Here is a 15,686-nt window from a genome sequence, read left to right as displayed (position 1 = left end):
AGATGAAAAACGAATGGGTCGACACACTCGCCGGCAGCGTGCGGGTCAAAGCGAGAGGGAAAGGGATCGAACGGTTGATCAACGCCTGCGTCCGCCAAGGGATTGCCGTCTGGAACGTGAAAAAGCATAGCGCGGATACCGCGACGTTTTTCATTAAGCTCAGCGACGTGAAACGGCTGCGCCATGTCGCCCGGCAAAGCGAATGCAAACTTTCGTTTGTCGGGAGAACCGGGCTGCCGTTTTTTTGGCGGCAGGCCTGGCGGAACAGCGGGTTTTGGCTCGGCTTGCTCCTTTTTATAGCGATTGTGTTTTTGCTTTCGAACATCGTTTGGAAGATCGAAATCAAAGGGGCGGCTCCAGAGACGGAGCATCAAATCGCCCGCGAGTTAAAGCGAATGGGAGTCGAGCGCGGCGTATTTCAGTTTCTGCTTGATGACCCGGAGACGCTGCAAAAAAAGCTGACGGAACGCGTTCCGGACATCACGTGGGTCGGCGTTGAGTGGAAAGGGACGTCGCTTCACTTCCGCGTCGTTGAAAAAGAGATTCCGGAGCCGAAAAAACCGATTCCGCCGCGTCATCTCGTGGCAAAAAAAGAGGCGGTCATCGCTGATTTGTTCGTTGAAGAGGGACAACCGCTCGTTTCCGTCAACGACTATGTGCAAAAAGGCCAGCTGCTTGTTTCTGGCATTATCGGCGCTGAAGGGAGGACGAAGTTTGTGCCGGCGTCAGGGAAAGTGTTTGGCGAAACATGGTACAAGTCTACGGTCGTCCTGCCGCTTGAGACGACGTTTCATGTGTTGACCGGCAAGTTCACCGAACGGCATTATGTCGGAATCGGGCGCCTTTTGATTCCTGTTTGGGGATGGAAGAAGCCGGTGTTTGCCCATACCATCGTTGAGACAGAAAAACGGCCGTTTCGTTTTTGGAAATGGGACTTGCCGCTCTATTACGAGCGCATCACGATCCGCGAGGCGGAAGAAGTGAAGCGGCGCTACACGTGGGAAGAAGCGTTCGCGGAAGCGAAAGAGATCGCCCGCCGCGAGCTGCGGGCGAAATTGCCGGAGGAGGCGGCCATTCGCAGCGAAAAAGTTTTGCATCAGGCGAAAGAGAATGGTAAAGTAAGGGTAGAATTGCATTACGAAGTCATCGAAAATATTGCTGTACCACAACCCATCGTCCAAGGAGATTGAGAATGTCAGAGCAGTTCGTTACGATCAGCCAACATGTGCGAAACCCGCAGGAAGCGGCGGCGCTCTTTGGCGTCCATGACATCCATTTAAAGCGGATCGAGGAAGAGCTCGGCGTGTCGATTGTGACGCGCGGGGAAACGGTCAACGTCTCCGGCACGCCGCAGCAAGTTCAGCTCGTTGATGAATTGCTTCGCCATTTATTGATCGTCATTCGCAAAGGGGCGGCGGTCAGCGAGCGCGACGTTCTTTACGCCATTCAGCTTGCAAAAAAAGGAGCGCTTGACGGCCTTGTTCAACTGTACGACGAGGAGATTACAAAAAACGCCAAAGGGAAGCCGATCCGCGTCAAAACGTTGGGCCAGCGCTATTATGTTGCAGCAATTGAACAGTATGACTTGACGTTCGGCATCGGCCCAGCCGGCACCGGAAAAACGTATTTGGCGGTCGTCATGGCGGTCAAGGCGTTAAAAAACGGCAGCGTCAAGCGCATCATTTTGACTCGTCCGGCCGTTGAGGCTGGAGAAAGCCTCGGCTTTTTGCCAGGCGACTTAAAAGAGAAGGTTGACCCGTATTTGCGCCCGCTGTATGATGCCTTAAACGATGTGTTGGGAGCGGAGTATACGCAGCGGTTGATTGAGCGCGGCACGATTGAAATCGCCCCACTCGCCTATATGCGCGGCCGGACGCTGGAGGATGCGTTCGTCATTCTTGACGAGGCGCAAAATACGACGCCAGCGCAAATGAAAATGTTTTTGACCCGGCTCGGCTTCGGCTCGAAGATGGTCATTACCGGCGATATTTCCCAAGTCGACTTGCCGAAGGGCGTCGAATCGGGGCTTTCGGTCGCCAAGCGCATTTTGGCCTCCATTGGCGGCATCGCCTTTGTGTTTTTGGAACAGTCGGATGTCGTTCGCCATCCGCTCGTCGCGAAAATTATTGACGCCTATGATGAGGCGGGCTTATAGAACGAGAGCGACGGGATCGGTCTTTTCTTGCAAAGCGAGGGGAAAACCGGTGGGAAGGTTTCGTTTTTTTCTTGAGCGGACAAAAACAGTCCGCTTTGTCCGCTTTTGGCTGTTTTTGCTTTTGGCTGTTCTGTTGTTTGCCGTTTTGTATTGGCAAGTGAAGCCGCGCCAGTATGAGCTGCGCCTGTTTGACGTCGCGAAGGAAACGATCCGTTCGCCGGTGACGGTCGAGGACAAAGAGGCGACCGCCAAGCTGAAAGAAGAGGCGGCGGCGAAAGTAGCGGATGTCTATACGTTAAAAAAAGAATATGCCGAAAACCGGGTCGACCTTCTTTCCTCGCTGTTTGCCGCGATTGAAAGCGTGCAGCGCGAGGCGGAGCCGGACCGCCCGCTCGGCGATATGATCGCCAAACTTGAGGAACGGCTGCCGCCGGAATGGCTTGCCTATCTGTCTGCCGCTGAATGGCAACGGCTGCTTGCCGCCTCGCCGGAGGAGCTCAAGACGGCGAAGGAAGCCGCCTTGACCGCGGTGCATGCCGTCATGAGCGAGCGCATTTCCCAAGCGGAACTTGACACGGCGCGGGCGGAAGCGGCCAAAGAGCTTGAATACGCTGCGCTGTCGCCGCCGCTTCGCGAGGCGGTCGCGAAGCTTTGCCGACAGGCGGTCATTCCGAACGTCGTCTACGATCGGGCGGCGACGGAAGAAAAACGGCGGCAGGCGATGGATGAAGTGAAGCCGGTGAAAATTTTGCAAGGGCAAGTGATCGTCGAGGAAGGACAGTTTATCACGAATGATGTTTACCGCCGGCTCGAGCTGGTCGGCTTGCTTGAGAGCGGGCGTCCGTCTTGGACCGCCGCTGGGCTTTTGGTGTTCGTTTTGTTGCTGCTTGCTCCGCTCATTTACTATTTTCGGACGGAAACGACGAATGAAAAGCTGTCGCTTTATACAGCCATTTTTACGTTGATGATGACGACAATGGCGCTCATTCGCCTTCTGCCATCTAGCGGCGCTGTTTCCATCGGTTACCTTGTGCCGGCGGCGTTCGGGCCGATGCTCGTCCGCATTTTGCTCGGAGAGCGGCTCGCGATGATGACGACCATCATCGGAGCAGTGTGCGGCAGTTTGCTGTTCAATGAGGAAATTGGAACGGCCGGCGCGGTGTCGGTGTCGTTGATTGTTTACTTTCTTGCCGGCGGCTTGGCCGGGACGTTTTGTCTGCCAAAGGAGCTGGCGAAAGCGAACATTTGGCGGGCCGGCGTGTTTGTCGCCGCGGTCAATATCGTTTCGCTTTTTTCGCTGTTGCTGTTAAAAAACGGCCGCTATTCGCCGACGGAAATCGGCTTGTTGGTGCTGATGGCGGCGGCCTCAGGGGTTTTTTCTGCCATTTTGACGATCGGTCTCTTGCCGGTGTTGGAGGCGGCGTTTGGCATTTTGTCGCCGCTTCGGCTCATTGAACTGTCCAATCCGAACCATCCGCTCTTGCGCAAGTTGCTCACTGAAGCGCCGGGGACGTACCATCATAGCATTATGGTCGCCAATTTGGCCGAAGCGGCGTGCGAGGCGATCGGCGCCGACGGCTTGCTGGCGCGCGTCGCCTGCTACTACCATGACATCGGCAAGACGAAGCGGCCGCGCTATTTCATCGAAAATCAAATAGGCGGCAATCCGCATGACCATTTGTCGCCGCAGTTGAGCAAAAATATTATTATCGCCCATGTCGCCGACGGCGTCGCTTTGCTGCGCAAGCACCGGCTGCCGAAGGAGATCATCGACATCGCCGAACAGCACCACGGCACGACGCTGCTGAAGTATTTTTATCATAAGGCGCGCGAGCAAACCGAGTTTGTCTCGGAAGCGGAGTTTCGTTATCCCGGGCCGAAGCCGCAGACGAAAGAAGCGGCGGTCATCAACATCGCCGACAGCGTCGAAGCGGCTGTTCGCTCGCTATCCAACCCGTCGCAGGAAAAAATCGAGAAGATCGTCCGGTCGATCATCGCTGATCGCTTGCAGGACAACCAGCTGAACGAGTGCGACATTACGCTGAAGGAGTTGGAACTCGTCGCCCGTTCGCTTTGCGAGACTTTAAACGGCGTCTTCCATTCGCGCATCGAATACCCAGAAGTACGAAAGGAAAAGGTGAAGCATGCATGACCATTCACATTGATTTTCTAGATGAAACGAACGAGGTGACCGCTGAGCAAATCGAGACGATCGAGCGGCTGCTCGCCGAGGCGGCGGCCCTTGAAAACGTGCCGGACGGGGCGGAGGTGAGCGTCACATTTGTGGACAACGAACGCATCCGCGCGATGAATCGCGACTATCGCGGCAAAGATGCGCCGACCGATGTGCTTTCGTTTGCTCTTGAGGAGGAAGGGGAAGAAGAGGTTCACATCGTCGGCGCTGATATGCCGCCGGTGCTCGGCGATATCGTCATTTCGATTCCGAAGGCAAAAGAGCAGGCGGCAGCCTATGGACATTCGTTCATGCGCGAGCTCGGGTTTTTGGCTGTGCACGGTTTCTTGCACCTGCTTGGTTACGATCATGGGACAGAAGAGGAAGAGCGCGTCATGTTCGCCAAGCAGGAAGACATCTTGGCGAGGTTCGGGTTGACAAGATAATGCGCGGCAAACGAGAGCGAGACCGGTTTGCTTGGGCGTGGGCGGGAATGAAGGCGGCGGTGAAAGAGGAAGCTCATTTGCGCTTCCACTTGGCGGCCGCTGTTGTCGTCTTTGCCGCCGGGTGGGTCGTTGGGCTGTCGCGCTGGGAGTGGATCGTGCTGCTCATGGCGGTCGGCACGGTCATTGCGCTTGAGCTTGTCAACACGGCTATTGAGCGCGCCGTCGATTTGGCGACGGGTGAGTTTCATCCGTTGGCGAAAGCGGCGAAAGACATCGCTGCCGCGGCGGTGCTCGCGGCGGCCGGATTTGCGGTTGTGATCGGCATTTTGCTGTTTTGGCCGCATCTTCGCTAAACGAATGAGAGAGAAAATTCGAATTTTTCTGTTACATTTTGATTTCAAATGATGAAATGGATGGCGTTTTTTTGTAAAATAAAAGAAAGCAGCGTTTGCTTGCAGGAAAGGAAGAGTCAACTCGTGGAGATTGAGCAGCTCATTGTCGAAGCGAAAAAAGCGCGCGAACTCGCCTACGTGCCGTACTCGAAGTTTCCAGTCGGCGCCGCGCTGTTGACGAAAGGCGGCAGTGTGTACCGCGGCTGCAACATTGAAAACGCCGCCTACAGCGTGTGCAATTGTGCGGAGCGGACCGCGTTGTTTAAGGCATATTCGGAAGGGGAGAAGGAGTTCACTGCTCTTGCGGTCATCGCCGACACTCCCCGCCCGGTGCCGCCGTGCGGCGCATGCCGCCAAGTGATCGCCGAACTTTGCCACGGCGATATGAAAGTCATTTTAGCCAACCTCAAAGGCGATGTGAAAGTCATGACAGTCAGCGAATTGCTGCCAGAAGCTTTTTCAGCGGAGGATTTGCATGCGTAAAGAAGGATACAAATCAGGATTTGTTGCCATTATCGGAAGACCAAACGTAGGAAAGTCGACGTTTTTAAACCGCGTCATCGGGCAAAAAATCGCGATTATGAGCGATAAACCGCAAACGACGCGCAATAAGATTCAAGGCGTGTACACGGACGATGACGCGCAAATCATCTTTATCGACACGCCTGGGGTGCACAAACCGAAGCATAAGCTCGGCGACTTTATGATGAAAGTGGCGCTCAATGCGCTTCGCGAAGTGGATTTGATTTTGTTTATGGTCAATGCCGAGGAAGGATTTGGGCGCGGTGAGGCGTTCATCATCGAACGGCTGAAAGAAGTGGACACCCCGGTGTTTTTAGTCATCAATAAGATCGACCGCGTCCATCCGGATGAATTGCTGCCGCTCATTGACCGATACAAAGATTTGTACCCGTTTGCTGAAATCGTGCCGATTTCGGCGCTTGAAGGGAACAATGTCGACCGCCTGCTTGAGCAAATTAAAGAGCGGCTGCCGGAAGGGCCGCAATATTATCCGCCGGACCAGATTACTGACCATCCGGAGCAGTTTATCATCGCCGAGCTCATTCGCGAGAAAGCGCTTCACTTAACGCGCGAGGAAGTTCCGCACTCGATTGCTGTCGTCGTCGAACGCATCGAGCGGCGAGAAGGGTCGCCAACGGTGTATATTAGCGCGGTGATCGTTGTGGAGCGCGATTCGCAAAAAGGAATCATCATCGGCAAGCAAGGCCGGATGCTGAAGGAAATCGGACAGCGGGCGCGCGCTGACATCGAAGCGCTGCTTGGGTCAAGAGTGTTTTTGGAACTGTGGGTCAAAGTGCAAAAAGACTGGCGCAACCGCCTTTCGCAGCTGCGTGATTTCGGGTTCCGTGAAGACGAGTATTGACGGTTAGAAAATTTTACGCGACATAAACCGTTTTTGCCTGAGCCAACCTATAGGTAAACCACCAATACGCAATGCCTGCAGGCGGAAAGAGGTGTCATTCCATGCTTGAGTTTACGTGGAAGTTGTTTAGCCAAACAGGCAATATCGACACGTACCTCCTATTTAAAGAGTTGGAACGAGAGCAACAGTTTGGCGGTGAAGAGCAAAACGCTGAACAGAAAGAAATCGACCAGCCGATCTCGTAGCATCGTTGTTGGTAGAAGCGGTGGTGATGGGATGTTCGAAACGTGTGAAGCGATCGTTATGCGGACGGTCGATTATGGCGAAACAAATAAAATTGTTACATTGTTTACCCGAGAATGGGGAAAGGTGGCTGCGATGGCAAGGGGAGCGAAAAAGCCAAGCAGCCGCCTTTCTGCTGTTACGCAGCCGCTCTCATACGGCCATTATGTCATCCGCCGCAGCCGCGGCGTCGGCGTTCTTCACCAGGGAGAGCTCATCGACTCGATGCGGGCGCTGCGCGAAGATTTGTTTGCCGCCGCCTATGCGGTGTATATTGTAGAGCTCACCGACAAAAGCACGGAAGAGCAAAAGCGCAATCCGTACTTGTTTGAGCTTCTTTTGCAGACACTACAATATATGAGCGAAGGCCGCGATTTAGAGATTTTGACGTTCATTTACGAAATGAAAATGCTTGCAGTGCTTGGCATTCCGCCGGTGCTGGACCGTTGTGCCCGCTGCGGGGCGACGGAGGGGCGCTTCTCGTTTTCCGTCAAGGAGGCGGGCTTCCTTTGCCATCGCTGCGAGGCGTCCGATCCCCATCGGTTCCCGCTCTCTTCGGCTTCCGTCCGGCTGTTGCGCCTCTTTTTTCATATCGATCTTGCTCGGCTTGGATCCATATCGGTGAAAGAAAGCACAAAGATGGAGCTGGGCGCCGTATTGTCCGCCTATTATGATGAATATGCCGGCCTGTCGCTGAAGACGAAGCGTTTTTTGCAGCAAATCGGTGAACTGAAAGACAAGCTCAGCCCCGACGGAGGGCAAGGAGCATCATTTTCATTGTGAATGGGGCGTGTAGTATAATATAAATGAGAGTGATAGCGTGTGGGACCTTTTTTGGCAAGGTGGTGAACGACGATCGAACTAAATAAACGCCAAGAGCAGATTTTGCAAATTGTGAAAGACTACGGGCCGATCACCGGAGAAAGCATCGCTGAGAAACTGAACTTAACGAGGGCGACGCTGCGGCCGGATTTGGCCATCTTGACGATGGCTGGCTACTTGGAAGCACGGCCGCGCGTCGGCTATTTCTATACGGGAAAAACCGGCAAGCAGCTGTTCGCCGATAAAATGAAAAAGATGAAAGTCGAGGATTACCAATCGATTCCGGTTGTCGTCAATGAGAATGTGAGCGTCTATGATGCGATCGTCACAATGTTTCTAGAGGACGTCGGCACGCTGTTTGTCGTCGATGACGAGTCGTTGCTTGCGGGCGTTTTGTCGCGCAAAGATTTGTTGCGCGCAAGCCTCGGCAAGCAGGAACTGACGGCGATCCCGGTCAATATTATTATGACGCGGATGCCGAACATCGCCGTTTGCTACAAGGACGACCCGCTCATTGACGTGGCTGAACAGCTGATTGAAAAACAGATCGATGCCATGCCGGTCGTGCGCAAAACGGAGAAAGGATATGAAGTGATCGGCCGTATTACGAAAACGAATATAACGAAAGCATTCGTGTCGCTAGCCAAAGAGGACTAAATCCAAACAAAGGAGGAGAAGAATGAACCAGCGCCTTGTTTACGTCGTATCCGATTCCGGCGGGGAAACGGCCGAGCTTGTCGTCAAAGCGGCGGCCAGCCAGTTTCACGCCTCGCCGATTCAAGTGAAACGCGTCCCGTATGTGGAAGATAAAACGACATTGGCTGAAGTCGTCGCTTTAGCGAAAATGAACCGCGCCATTATCGCGTTTACGCTCGTCGTTCCGGAGATGCGGGAATTCTTGCTCGCCGAAGCGGCGCGCGAAGGGGTCGTCGCATACGATATCATCGGTCCGCTCATTGAAAAGATGAGCCATTTGTTCCAGCTGACGCCAAGATATGAGCCGGGTCAAGTGCGCGTACTTGACGAAGATTACTTCAAAAAGATTGAAGCGATCGAATTTGCCGTCAAATACGATGACGGGCGCGACCCGCGCGGCATTTTGCGCGCCGATATCGTGCTCATCGGCGTATCGCGCACATCGAAAACACCGCTGTCGCAATATTTGGCGCATAAGCGGCTGAAAGTGGCGAATGTGCCGATCGTTCCAGAGGTCGAGCCGCCGGAGCAGCTGTTTCGAGTCGGTCCGGGGAAATGCTTCGGCTTGAAAATCAGTCCGGATAAACTGCTTTCGATCCGCCGCGAGCGGCTGAAATCGCTCGGCCTGAACGACCAGGCGATTTACGCCAATATGGATCGAATCAAAGAGGAGCTCGCTTATTTTGATGAAGTCGTGAAAAAAATCGGCTGCGACGTCATCGATGTGACGAACAAGGCGGTCGAAGAGACGGCGAGCATCATTATGAAAAAGTTGAAGCGCTAGCTTCGCCTCATCCGCACGATTTCTTGATTGGAGTCGTGCGTTTTCTTATGGCATATTGCCGCCACTTATATTATAATAAAAAATTGCGAGAAAAATGACCTATATAGGTTTAGAGCGGCCATGAGACGAGTAAACTATTTATAGCCGCTTGTCAAGAAGAACGAAAAAAAGATTTTCGACAAAGTTGTCAATCATTCGGCAAAAAAGCAGGATTTTTTTGCGATGGTGTAGAATAATAGGGGGTGTAAAGCAACCCTTGCTTTGAGAGCGCGGTCATCTGCTGCATAAGATCATCAAGAAAAAAGTGAAATTTTCTTTTTCTTGCTGAAATATAATATACCGAAGCGCATCTTCGAGATGCACCGCTCTGATGAATCTTTGTCCAGACGGCGGGCTGAGGGGCGGGAAGCGGATGATCAAGCCAGCCGACTTTACGGGCAAGGGGGCGAAACGAACGTTTTGAAAAAATTTGTCGAAATGGAAAGGAAAATCGGCTTGCTGCCGAGAATAAATACGATACGGGGTTGTTCGTATGGGACATCGCATTCCCGAGGAAACGATTGAAGCCATCCGCCGCGGCGTTGACATCGTTGACGTCATTGGCGAATACGTCCAGTTGAAAAAGCAAGGCCGCAACTATTTTGGCTTATGCCCGTTTCATGGAGAAAAGACGCCATCGTTTTCCGTTTCCCCAGAAAAGCAAATTTTCCACTGCTTCGGCTGCGGGGCAGGGGGGAATGCCTTTACGTTTTTAATGGATATCGAAGGCATTCCGTTTGTGGAAGCGGCGAAACGTCTTGCGGCCAAAGCAGGGATCGATTTGTCCGCCTATGAGCTGGACAGCCGCGGGAGTGATGGCAGCCGGGCCGACGAGGCGAAGGCGATGGTCGAAGCACACACGTTGTTGAAACGATTTTACCATCATTTGCTTGTCCATACAAAAGAAGGACAAGCCGCGCTCGATTATTTGCAGGTGCGCGGGTGGACAAAAGAAACGATCGACCGATTTGAAATCGGCTATGCGCCGGATGTTCCTGATGCCGCCGTCAGGTTGCTGGAGAGCCGTTCGTTTCCGTTGGTGTTGATGGAAAAGGCGGGCTTGTTGGTGAAAAAAGAAGACGGGCGATACGTCGACCGCTTCCGGAATCGGATTATGTTTCCGATCCATGATCATCGCGGCGAGACGGTTGGTTTTTCCGGCCGTCTGCTCGGCGACGGGCAACCAAAGTACATGAACAGCCCAGAAACGCCGATTTTCCGCAAAGGCACGCTTTTGTATTTTTTTCACGAGGCGCGCGTGTCAATCCGCAAGCGTCAAGAGGCGCTGCTCGTTGAAGGGTTTGCCGATGTCATCTCTGCCGTGCAGGCCGGCGTTGACTATGTGGTGGCAACGATGGGAACGTCGCTGACCGAGGAGCAGGCACGCATTTTGCGCCGCCATGCGGAAACGGTCACGATTTGCTATGACGGCGACAGCGCCGGAACGGAAGCCGCCTGGCGCGCCGCCGAACAATTGAGCGCGTTCGGGTGCCGCGTGAAGGTAGCGTTGCTCCCGGACGGGCTGGATCCAGATGAATATATACGCACTTGCGGCGCCGACCGTTTTGCCGAAGAGATCGCCGCCGCCCGGCCGCTCATGGCGTTTAAAATGGATCGTTTGCGGCGGGGAAAAAATTTGCAGGAAGAAGGCGACCGGCTCCGTTATATCGAGGAAGCGCTCCGAGAAATCAGCAAGCTGTCGAGCCCGGTGGAAAAAGATTATTATATGCGCCAGCTTGCGGATGAGTTTTCGTTGTCGCTCTCCGCGCTTTACGAACAGTTGTCCCGCTCCAAGCCGGAACAGCCAAAGCCGCAGGTGAATGACGGCGGAAAACCGGTCCGGCCGGCATTGACGAAAAAATTGCTTCCGGCCTTTCAAAATGCCGAGCGGTTGCTGCTTGCCCATATGATGCGGAGCCGCGATGTGGCGTTCATCGTTCAGGAGAAGGTCGGCGGCCGATTTAATATCGAAGAGCATCGGGCGTTGGCTGCTTACATTTACGCCTTTTACGAAGAGGGGCATGAAGCCGACCCCAGCGCGCTCATGTCTCGGCTTCCCGGCGAGTTGCGGACGCTGGCGAGCGAGCTGTCGCTTTTGTTGGTCGCAGACGACGTTTCCGATCGGGAGCTTGCCGATTGCATCCGGCATGTGTTGAATCACCCGAAATGGTTAATGCTAAAGGAAAAAGAGCAAGAAAAGACGGAAGCGGAGCGAAGAAAAGACTTTTTGACGGCCGCCCGCATCGCGAAAGAGATGATTGAGATGAAAAAAATGTTATCTTCTTCATAGCATGGTGGTATGAGTTTTTAAAGGAGGTAATGAAATGGCTGAAAAACCAGCCCAATCAAAGCAGGCTGAAGCTGCCGGCGAATCGCTTGAACAAGTGAAAGAGCAACTCGCTGAGCTCGGCAAAAAGCGGGGGATCCTCACCTATGAGGAAATCGCTGAGCGGTTGTCTGGCTTTGATTTGGACTCCGACCAGATGGATGAGTATTATGAATACCTCGCTGAGCAGGGCATTGAAGTGATCAGCGAATCCGACCTTGAAGCCGATCCGGACATCGACGACTTGGCCAAAGAGGAAGAATTCGACTTAAATGACTTGTCCGTTCCTCCCGGCGTCAAAATCAATGACCCGGTGCGCATGTACTTGAAGGAGATCGGCCGCGTGCCGCTGTTGTCGGCGGAAGAAGAAATCGAGCTGGCGAAACGGATCGAGCAAGGCGATGAAGAAGCGAAACGCCGGCTGACGGAAGCGAACCTCCGCCTCGTCGTCAGCATCGCCAAACGGTATGTCGGCCGCGGCATGCTCTTTCTTGATTTGATTCAAGAAGGGAACATGGGGCTGATCAAGGCGGTCGAAAAGTTTGACTATCGGAAAGGCTACAAGTTCAGCACGTACGCGACCTGGTGGATCCGCCAAGCCATCACAAGGGCGATCGCCGATCAGGCGCGGACGATCCGCATCCCGGTTCATATGGTCGAAACGATCAATAAACTGATCCGCGTCCAACGGCAATTGCTCCAAGACCTCGGGCGCGAACCAACGCCGGAAGAAATCGCCGAGGAAATGGATTTGACACCGGAAAAAGTGCGGGAAATTTTGAAAATCGCTCAAGAACCGGTGTCGCTCGAGACGCCGATCGGCGAGGAAGATGACTCGCATCTTGGCGATTTCATCGAAGACCAAGACGCGACATCGCCATCCGAGCACGCTGCTTACGAGCTGTTGAAAGAGCAGCTCGAAGATGTGCTTGATACGCTGACGGATCGCGAGGAAAATGTGCTGCGTCTCCGCTTCGGGCTTGACGACGGACGGACGCGGACGCTCGAAGAAGTCGGCAAAGTGTTCGGCGTGACGCGCGAACGCATCCGTCAAATTGAAGCCAAAGCGTTGCGCAAGCTGCGTCATCCAAGCCGCAGCAAACGGCTGAAAGACTTTTTAGAGTGACCGGTTTGTTCGATAGTTTACTTCTTCGGAAGTAAACTATTTTTTCTTTCTTTATGGGAAAGGTGGTCTATCTATGAATCGGCAACGACGGGAAACGATCATCCAAGAAATCGAATATTGGAAACGTTCGCGCCTTCTGCCGGAACATTATTGCGACTATTTGCTCGCGTTGTACACGGAAGGAGACGCCCGTTCGCACGGACGACGGTGGCGCAGCTCGCTCGCCGCTGGTCTCTGTTTATTGCTTCCAGCCGCTGCTCTTGTCATTTATTTTACTGAATTGTCATTCGTTTTGCAAACGCTCCTTTTCGCCCTATTTTTGGCTGCCTGCTTGTTCTTTTGTTGGCGGTGGCGGAACAAGCGAGAGCTCCTTCACTTTCCGCTCATCGGAAGCGCCTGGATTTTGCTTATGGCATCCATTCTTGAGGTTGATCGGTATTTTCCCAGGCAAACGGGTGCGCTAGTAGCTGTCGTGCTCGGAAACTGTGTTCTCTGGTTTGTTGTCGGCCGCCTGCTTCACCTTCGCTACTTTTCGCTCGCCGCTGTCAGCGGGGTGTTGCTTGTAACCGCCGCCATCTGGTGGCGCTGAGGCGTGTTGTTGCCTTTTCGGCAACTTAGGGCTTTTCCTTGTCCATTATTTACAGTAAAATAAAATTGTTTGCAGCGTTCTTCATTATACATAAGGGAGGTAAAAGAGATGAACCGCAATCCGCTCATCCCGTTTTTCATCATCATGGCATTCGGGATTGTGCTGACGTTCGTCTTGTCGTTTAAAGGGCTAGGCGATGCGAAGGAAATGGCCGAAGAGAAAAAAGGCGGCGAAAAAACGGAACAAACGGCTGAATTCAATCCGGAACAGTTTTACCAACAAACGTGTTCTAGCTGCCACGGCCAAAACTATGAAGGCGGCGTCGGTCCATCGTTGAAAGGGGTCGGGCAACGGCTGTCGATGGACCAAATTAAAGACGTCATCCAACACGGGCGCGGCAACATGCCGCCAGGGCTTGTGCCGGCGGATAAAGCCGATGCCATGGCGAAATGGCTCGCCGGTTTAAAATAATGGATGGTGAACATCCCTTTGCTTTTTGGCAAGGGGATGTTTTGTTTAGTACAATAGAGGCGCGCGGTGTTGGAGAGGAAAGGAGGGGAAGGCGAACCGCCTTCGCGCTGCAGGTGGCGGAAGGTTGGTTGCCATTGCGGTGCTATGAACGAATTTCGCCTGTCGAAACGGCTGGAAACGGTCGCCTCATTCATTCCAAAAGGGGCGGTGCTTGCTGACATCGGGTCGGATCATGCGTATTTGCCTTGCTATGCCTGCTTGCACGGCTGCGCATCAAAAGCCATTGCCGGCGAGGTGGCGGACGGACCGTTCCGCCTAGCGCAGCAGCAAGTCGAGAAGTCCGGGCTTTCTCATCTCATTTCCGTGCGCAAAGGGGATGGGCTTTCGGTCCTTGCCCCGGGGGAGGCGGACTGCATCACGATCGCCGGCATGGGTGGGGCGCTTATCGCCCGCATTTTGGGCGACGGAAAGGAAAAGCTTGCCGGTGTCAAACGGCTCATTTTGCAACCGAACATCGGTGCGGAACTTGTTCGCCGTTGGCTTCTTGATCATGGGTGGGAGCTCGTGGCTGAGCGCATTTTGAAAGAAGATGGGCAAATTTATGAAGTACTCGTCGCCGAGCCTGGCGCCCCCCGACGGCCTTACCGACATCTTGAGGCGGAGCTGCTCCTTGGACCGTTTTTGCGCCGGGAAAACAGCGAGGTGTTCCGCGAAAAGTGGAAGCGCGAGATTGAAAATTGGAAACGGATCATCGCTGATTTGACGGCCAAAGGGCAAAGTGAAGCGGCTGAGCGGAAAAAGCGTGAACTGGAGAGAAAAGTTCAATTGGTGGAGGAGGCGTTGTTATGAGCCGCGTTCCGTACGGCTATGAAATCATTCAGCTTCTTGAGCAGCTTGCTCCGAAACAGTTGGCGATGGAAGGGGATCGGATCGGTCTGCAAATCGGGACGCTAAACAAGCCGGTCAAAAAAGTGATGATCGCTCTTGATGTGCTCGAAGATGTCGTTGTCGAAGCGATCGATCAGCAAGTGGATTTAATCATCGCCCACCACCCGCCGCTGTACCGCCCGCTGAAGCAATTGCTGACTGATGATGGGCACGGGCGGATGATCGCCGCGTGCATCAAGCATGACATTGCGGTGTACGCCGCCCATACGAATTTGGATGTGGCCGATGGCGGTCTGAACGATTGGCTTGCCGAGGCGCTCGGCTTAAACGATACGGCTGTGCTTGTGCCGACGTATACCGAACCGTTGAAAAAGCTCGTTGTTTATGTGCCGGTGACGCATGCTGAGGTGGTGCGGAAGGCCTTAGGCGATGCCGGCGCCGGGCATATCGGCCGCTACAGCCATTGCACGTTCAACAGCCGCGGCGTCGGCACGTTTTTGCCGCACGAAGGGGCGCGGCCGTTCATCGGCGAGCAAGGGCGGCTCGAGGAAGTTGAGGAAGTGCGCATCGAAACGATCGTGCCGGCCTCTCTTGAACGGGAAGCGATTCAGGCGATGCTGGCTGTTCATCCGTATGAGGAAGTGGCCTATGATATCTATCCGCTTGACAATGAAGGCCGCCGCTTCGGGCTCGGGCGCATTGGCCGGCTGCCGCAGCCGGTGACGCTTGGCGCTTTTGCCGAGCAGGTGAAAACGGCGTTTTCCGTTCCGGCGGTGCGCGTCGTTGGCCGGCTGGATGATCTTGTGCAAACGGTCGCGGTGCTTGGCGGGGATGGGAATAAGTTTGTCGCTGCCGCCGCATCGGCCGGGGCGGACGTATACGTGACAGGGGATGTGTATTACCACACCGCCCATGACGCCCAAGCGCTCGGCCTTCACATCATTGATCCGGGACATAATGTAGAAAAAATCATGAAAGAAGGCGTAGCCCGATACTTAATCACTGAGCTCTCGAAACGTCAATGGGAGGCAGAAGTGGTTGCTTCCAGCGTCCATACTGATCCGTTTCAGTTCGTATGAACGGCCAACGAAAAAGGCTGTCCTGGATGAGCGG

Annotated in this window: 17 protein-coding genes; all 17 read left to right on the top strand. The window is 54.0% G+C overall.

What is annotated here, in order from left to right:
* The first annotated feature begins 2 nt into the window (after positions 1-2).
* The 17 genes from yqfD to GT3570_RS12025 all read left to right on the top strand — a co-directional run bounded on the left by yqfD (position 3) and on the right by GT3570_RS12025 (position 15,652).
* Positions 3-1,190, top strand: a complete 1,188-nt coding sequence (gene yqfD, locus GT3570_RS12100; protein WP_011231974.1) for a sporulation protein YqfD — start codon at positions 3-5, stop codon at positions 1,188-1,190.
* Positions 1,191-1,192: 2 nt separating this feature from the next.
* On the top strand, positions 1,193-2,155 hold the full coding sequence (locus GT3570_RS12095) for a PhoH family protein (RefSeq protein ID WP_011231973.1): 963 nt from the start codon (positions 1,193-1,195) through the stop codon (positions 2,153-2,155).
* A 49-nt stretch (positions 2,156-2,204) separates the two neighbouring features.
* A complete protein-coding gene (locus tag GT3570_RS12090; protein ID WP_023634652.1) occupies positions 2,205-4,307 on the top strand; it encodes an HD family phosphohydrolase in 2,103 nt (700 codons plus the stop codon).
* The gene (gene ybeY, locus GT3570_RS12085) at positions 4,304-4,774 is read left to right on the top strand and encodes an rRNA maturation RNase YbeY (RefSeq protein WP_011231971.1); all 471 of its coding nucleotides are present in this window, start codon (positions 4,304-4,306) and stop codon (positions 4,772-4,774) included. Before GT3570_RS12090 ends, ybeY begins: the two co-directional genes overlap by 4 nt.
* The gene (locus tag GT3570_RS12080) at positions 4,774-5,127 is read left to right on the top strand and encodes a diacylglycerol kinase family protein (RefSeq protein WP_011231970.1); all 354 of its coding nucleotides are present in this window, start codon (positions 4,774-4,776) and stop codon (positions 5,125-5,127) included. Before ybeY ends, GT3570_RS12080 begins: the two co-directional genes overlap by 1 nt.
* A gap of 123 nt (positions 5,128-5,250) precedes the next feature.
* The gene (locus GT3570_RS12075) at positions 5,251-5,649 is read left to right on the top strand and encodes a cytidine deaminase (RefSeq protein ID WP_021322326.1); all 399 of its coding nucleotides are present in this window, start codon (positions 5,251-5,253) and stop codon (positions 5,647-5,649) included.
* The gene (gene era, locus GT3570_RS12070; protein WP_011231968.1) at positions 5,642-6,550 is read left to right on the top strand and encodes a GTPase Era; all 909 of its coding nucleotides are present in this window, start codon (positions 5,642-5,644) and stop codon (positions 6,548-6,550) included. The genes GT3570_RS12075 and era overlap by 8 nt, the downstream gene beginning before the upstream one ends.
* A 101-nt stretch (positions 6,551-6,651) precedes the next feature.
* Complete coding sequence (locus GT3570_RS18070; protein WP_011231967.1) at positions 6,652-6,795, top strand: YqzL family protein; 144 nt, start codon at positions 6,652-6,654, stop codon at positions 6,793-6,795.
* Positions 6,796-6,826: 31 nt separating this feature from the next.
* Positions 6,827-7,615, top strand: coding sequence for a DNA repair protein RecO (gene recO, locus GT3570_RS12065; protein ID WP_011231966.1), 789 nt, complete (start codon positions 6,827-6,829; stop codon positions 7,613-7,615).
* A gap of 72 nt (positions 7,616-7,687) precedes the next feature.
* Positions 7,688-8,311 carry a transcriptional regulator CcpN gene (locus GT3570_RS12060; protein ID WP_272945229.1) on the top strand — a complete coding sequence of 208 codons (624 nt, stop codon included), beginning with the start codon at positions 7,688-7,690 and terminating at the stop codon, positions 8,309-8,311.
* 22 nt (positions 8,312-8,333) lie between these two features.
* Positions 8,334-9,134, top strand: a complete 801-nt coding sequence (locus GT3570_RS12055; RefSeq protein ID WP_011231964.1) for a pyruvate, water dikinase regulatory protein — start codon at positions 8,334-8,336, stop codon at positions 9,132-9,134.
* A 532-nt stretch (positions 9,135-9,666) separates the two neighbouring features.
* A complete protein-coding gene (gene dnaG, locus GT3570_RS12050; RefSeq protein ID WP_062898821.1) occupies positions 9,667-11,463 on the top strand; it encodes a DNA primase in 1,797 nt (598 codons plus the stop codon).
* A gap of 34 nt (positions 11,464-11,497) precedes the next feature.
* The gene (rpoD, locus tag GT3570_RS12045; RefSeq protein WP_011231962.1) at positions 11,498-12,625 is read left to right on the top strand and encodes an RNA polymerase sigma factor RpoD; all 1,128 of its coding nucleotides are present in this window, start codon (positions 11,498-11,500) and stop codon (positions 12,623-12,625) included.
* Positions 12,626-12,698: 73 nt separating this feature from the next.
* Positions 12,699-13,214 (top strand): hypothetical protein, encoded by a 516-nt coding sequence (locus tag GT3570_RS12040; protein ID WP_042381086.1) that lies wholly within the window; start codon positions 12,699-12,701, stop codon positions 13,212-13,214.
* 108 nt (positions 13,215-13,322) lie between these two features.
* Positions 13,323-13,685: a cytochrome c550 gene (gene cccA / locus GT3570_RS12035; protein WP_062898820.1), complete on the top strand. Its 363-nt coding sequence runs from the start codon at positions 13,323-13,325 to the stop codon at positions 13,683-13,685.
* Positions 13,686-13,829: 144 nt separating this feature from the next.
* Entirely contained in the window at positions 13,830-14,534 is a 705-nt protein-coding gene (locus GT3570_RS12030) for a tRNA (adenine(22)-N(1))-methyltransferase (protein ID WP_023634656.1), read from the top strand.
* Positions 14,531-15,652, top strand: a complete 1,122-nt coding sequence (locus tag GT3570_RS12025) for a Nif3-like dinuclear metal center hexameric protein (protein WP_011231958.1) — start codon at positions 14,531-14,533, stop codon at positions 15,650-15,652. Before GT3570_RS12030 ends, GT3570_RS12025 begins: the two co-directional genes overlap by 4 nt.
* Positions 15,653-15,686 lie beyond the last annotated feature (34 nt).

The organism is Geobacillus thermoleovorans (genome assembly GCF_001610955.1).
Lineage (GTDB): Bacteria > Bacillota > Bacilli > Bacillales > Anoxybacillaceae > Geobacillus > Geobacillus thermoleovorans.
Note: the sequence above shows the minus strand (reverse complement) of the source record. Positions and strands in the feature narration are given on the sequence as shown.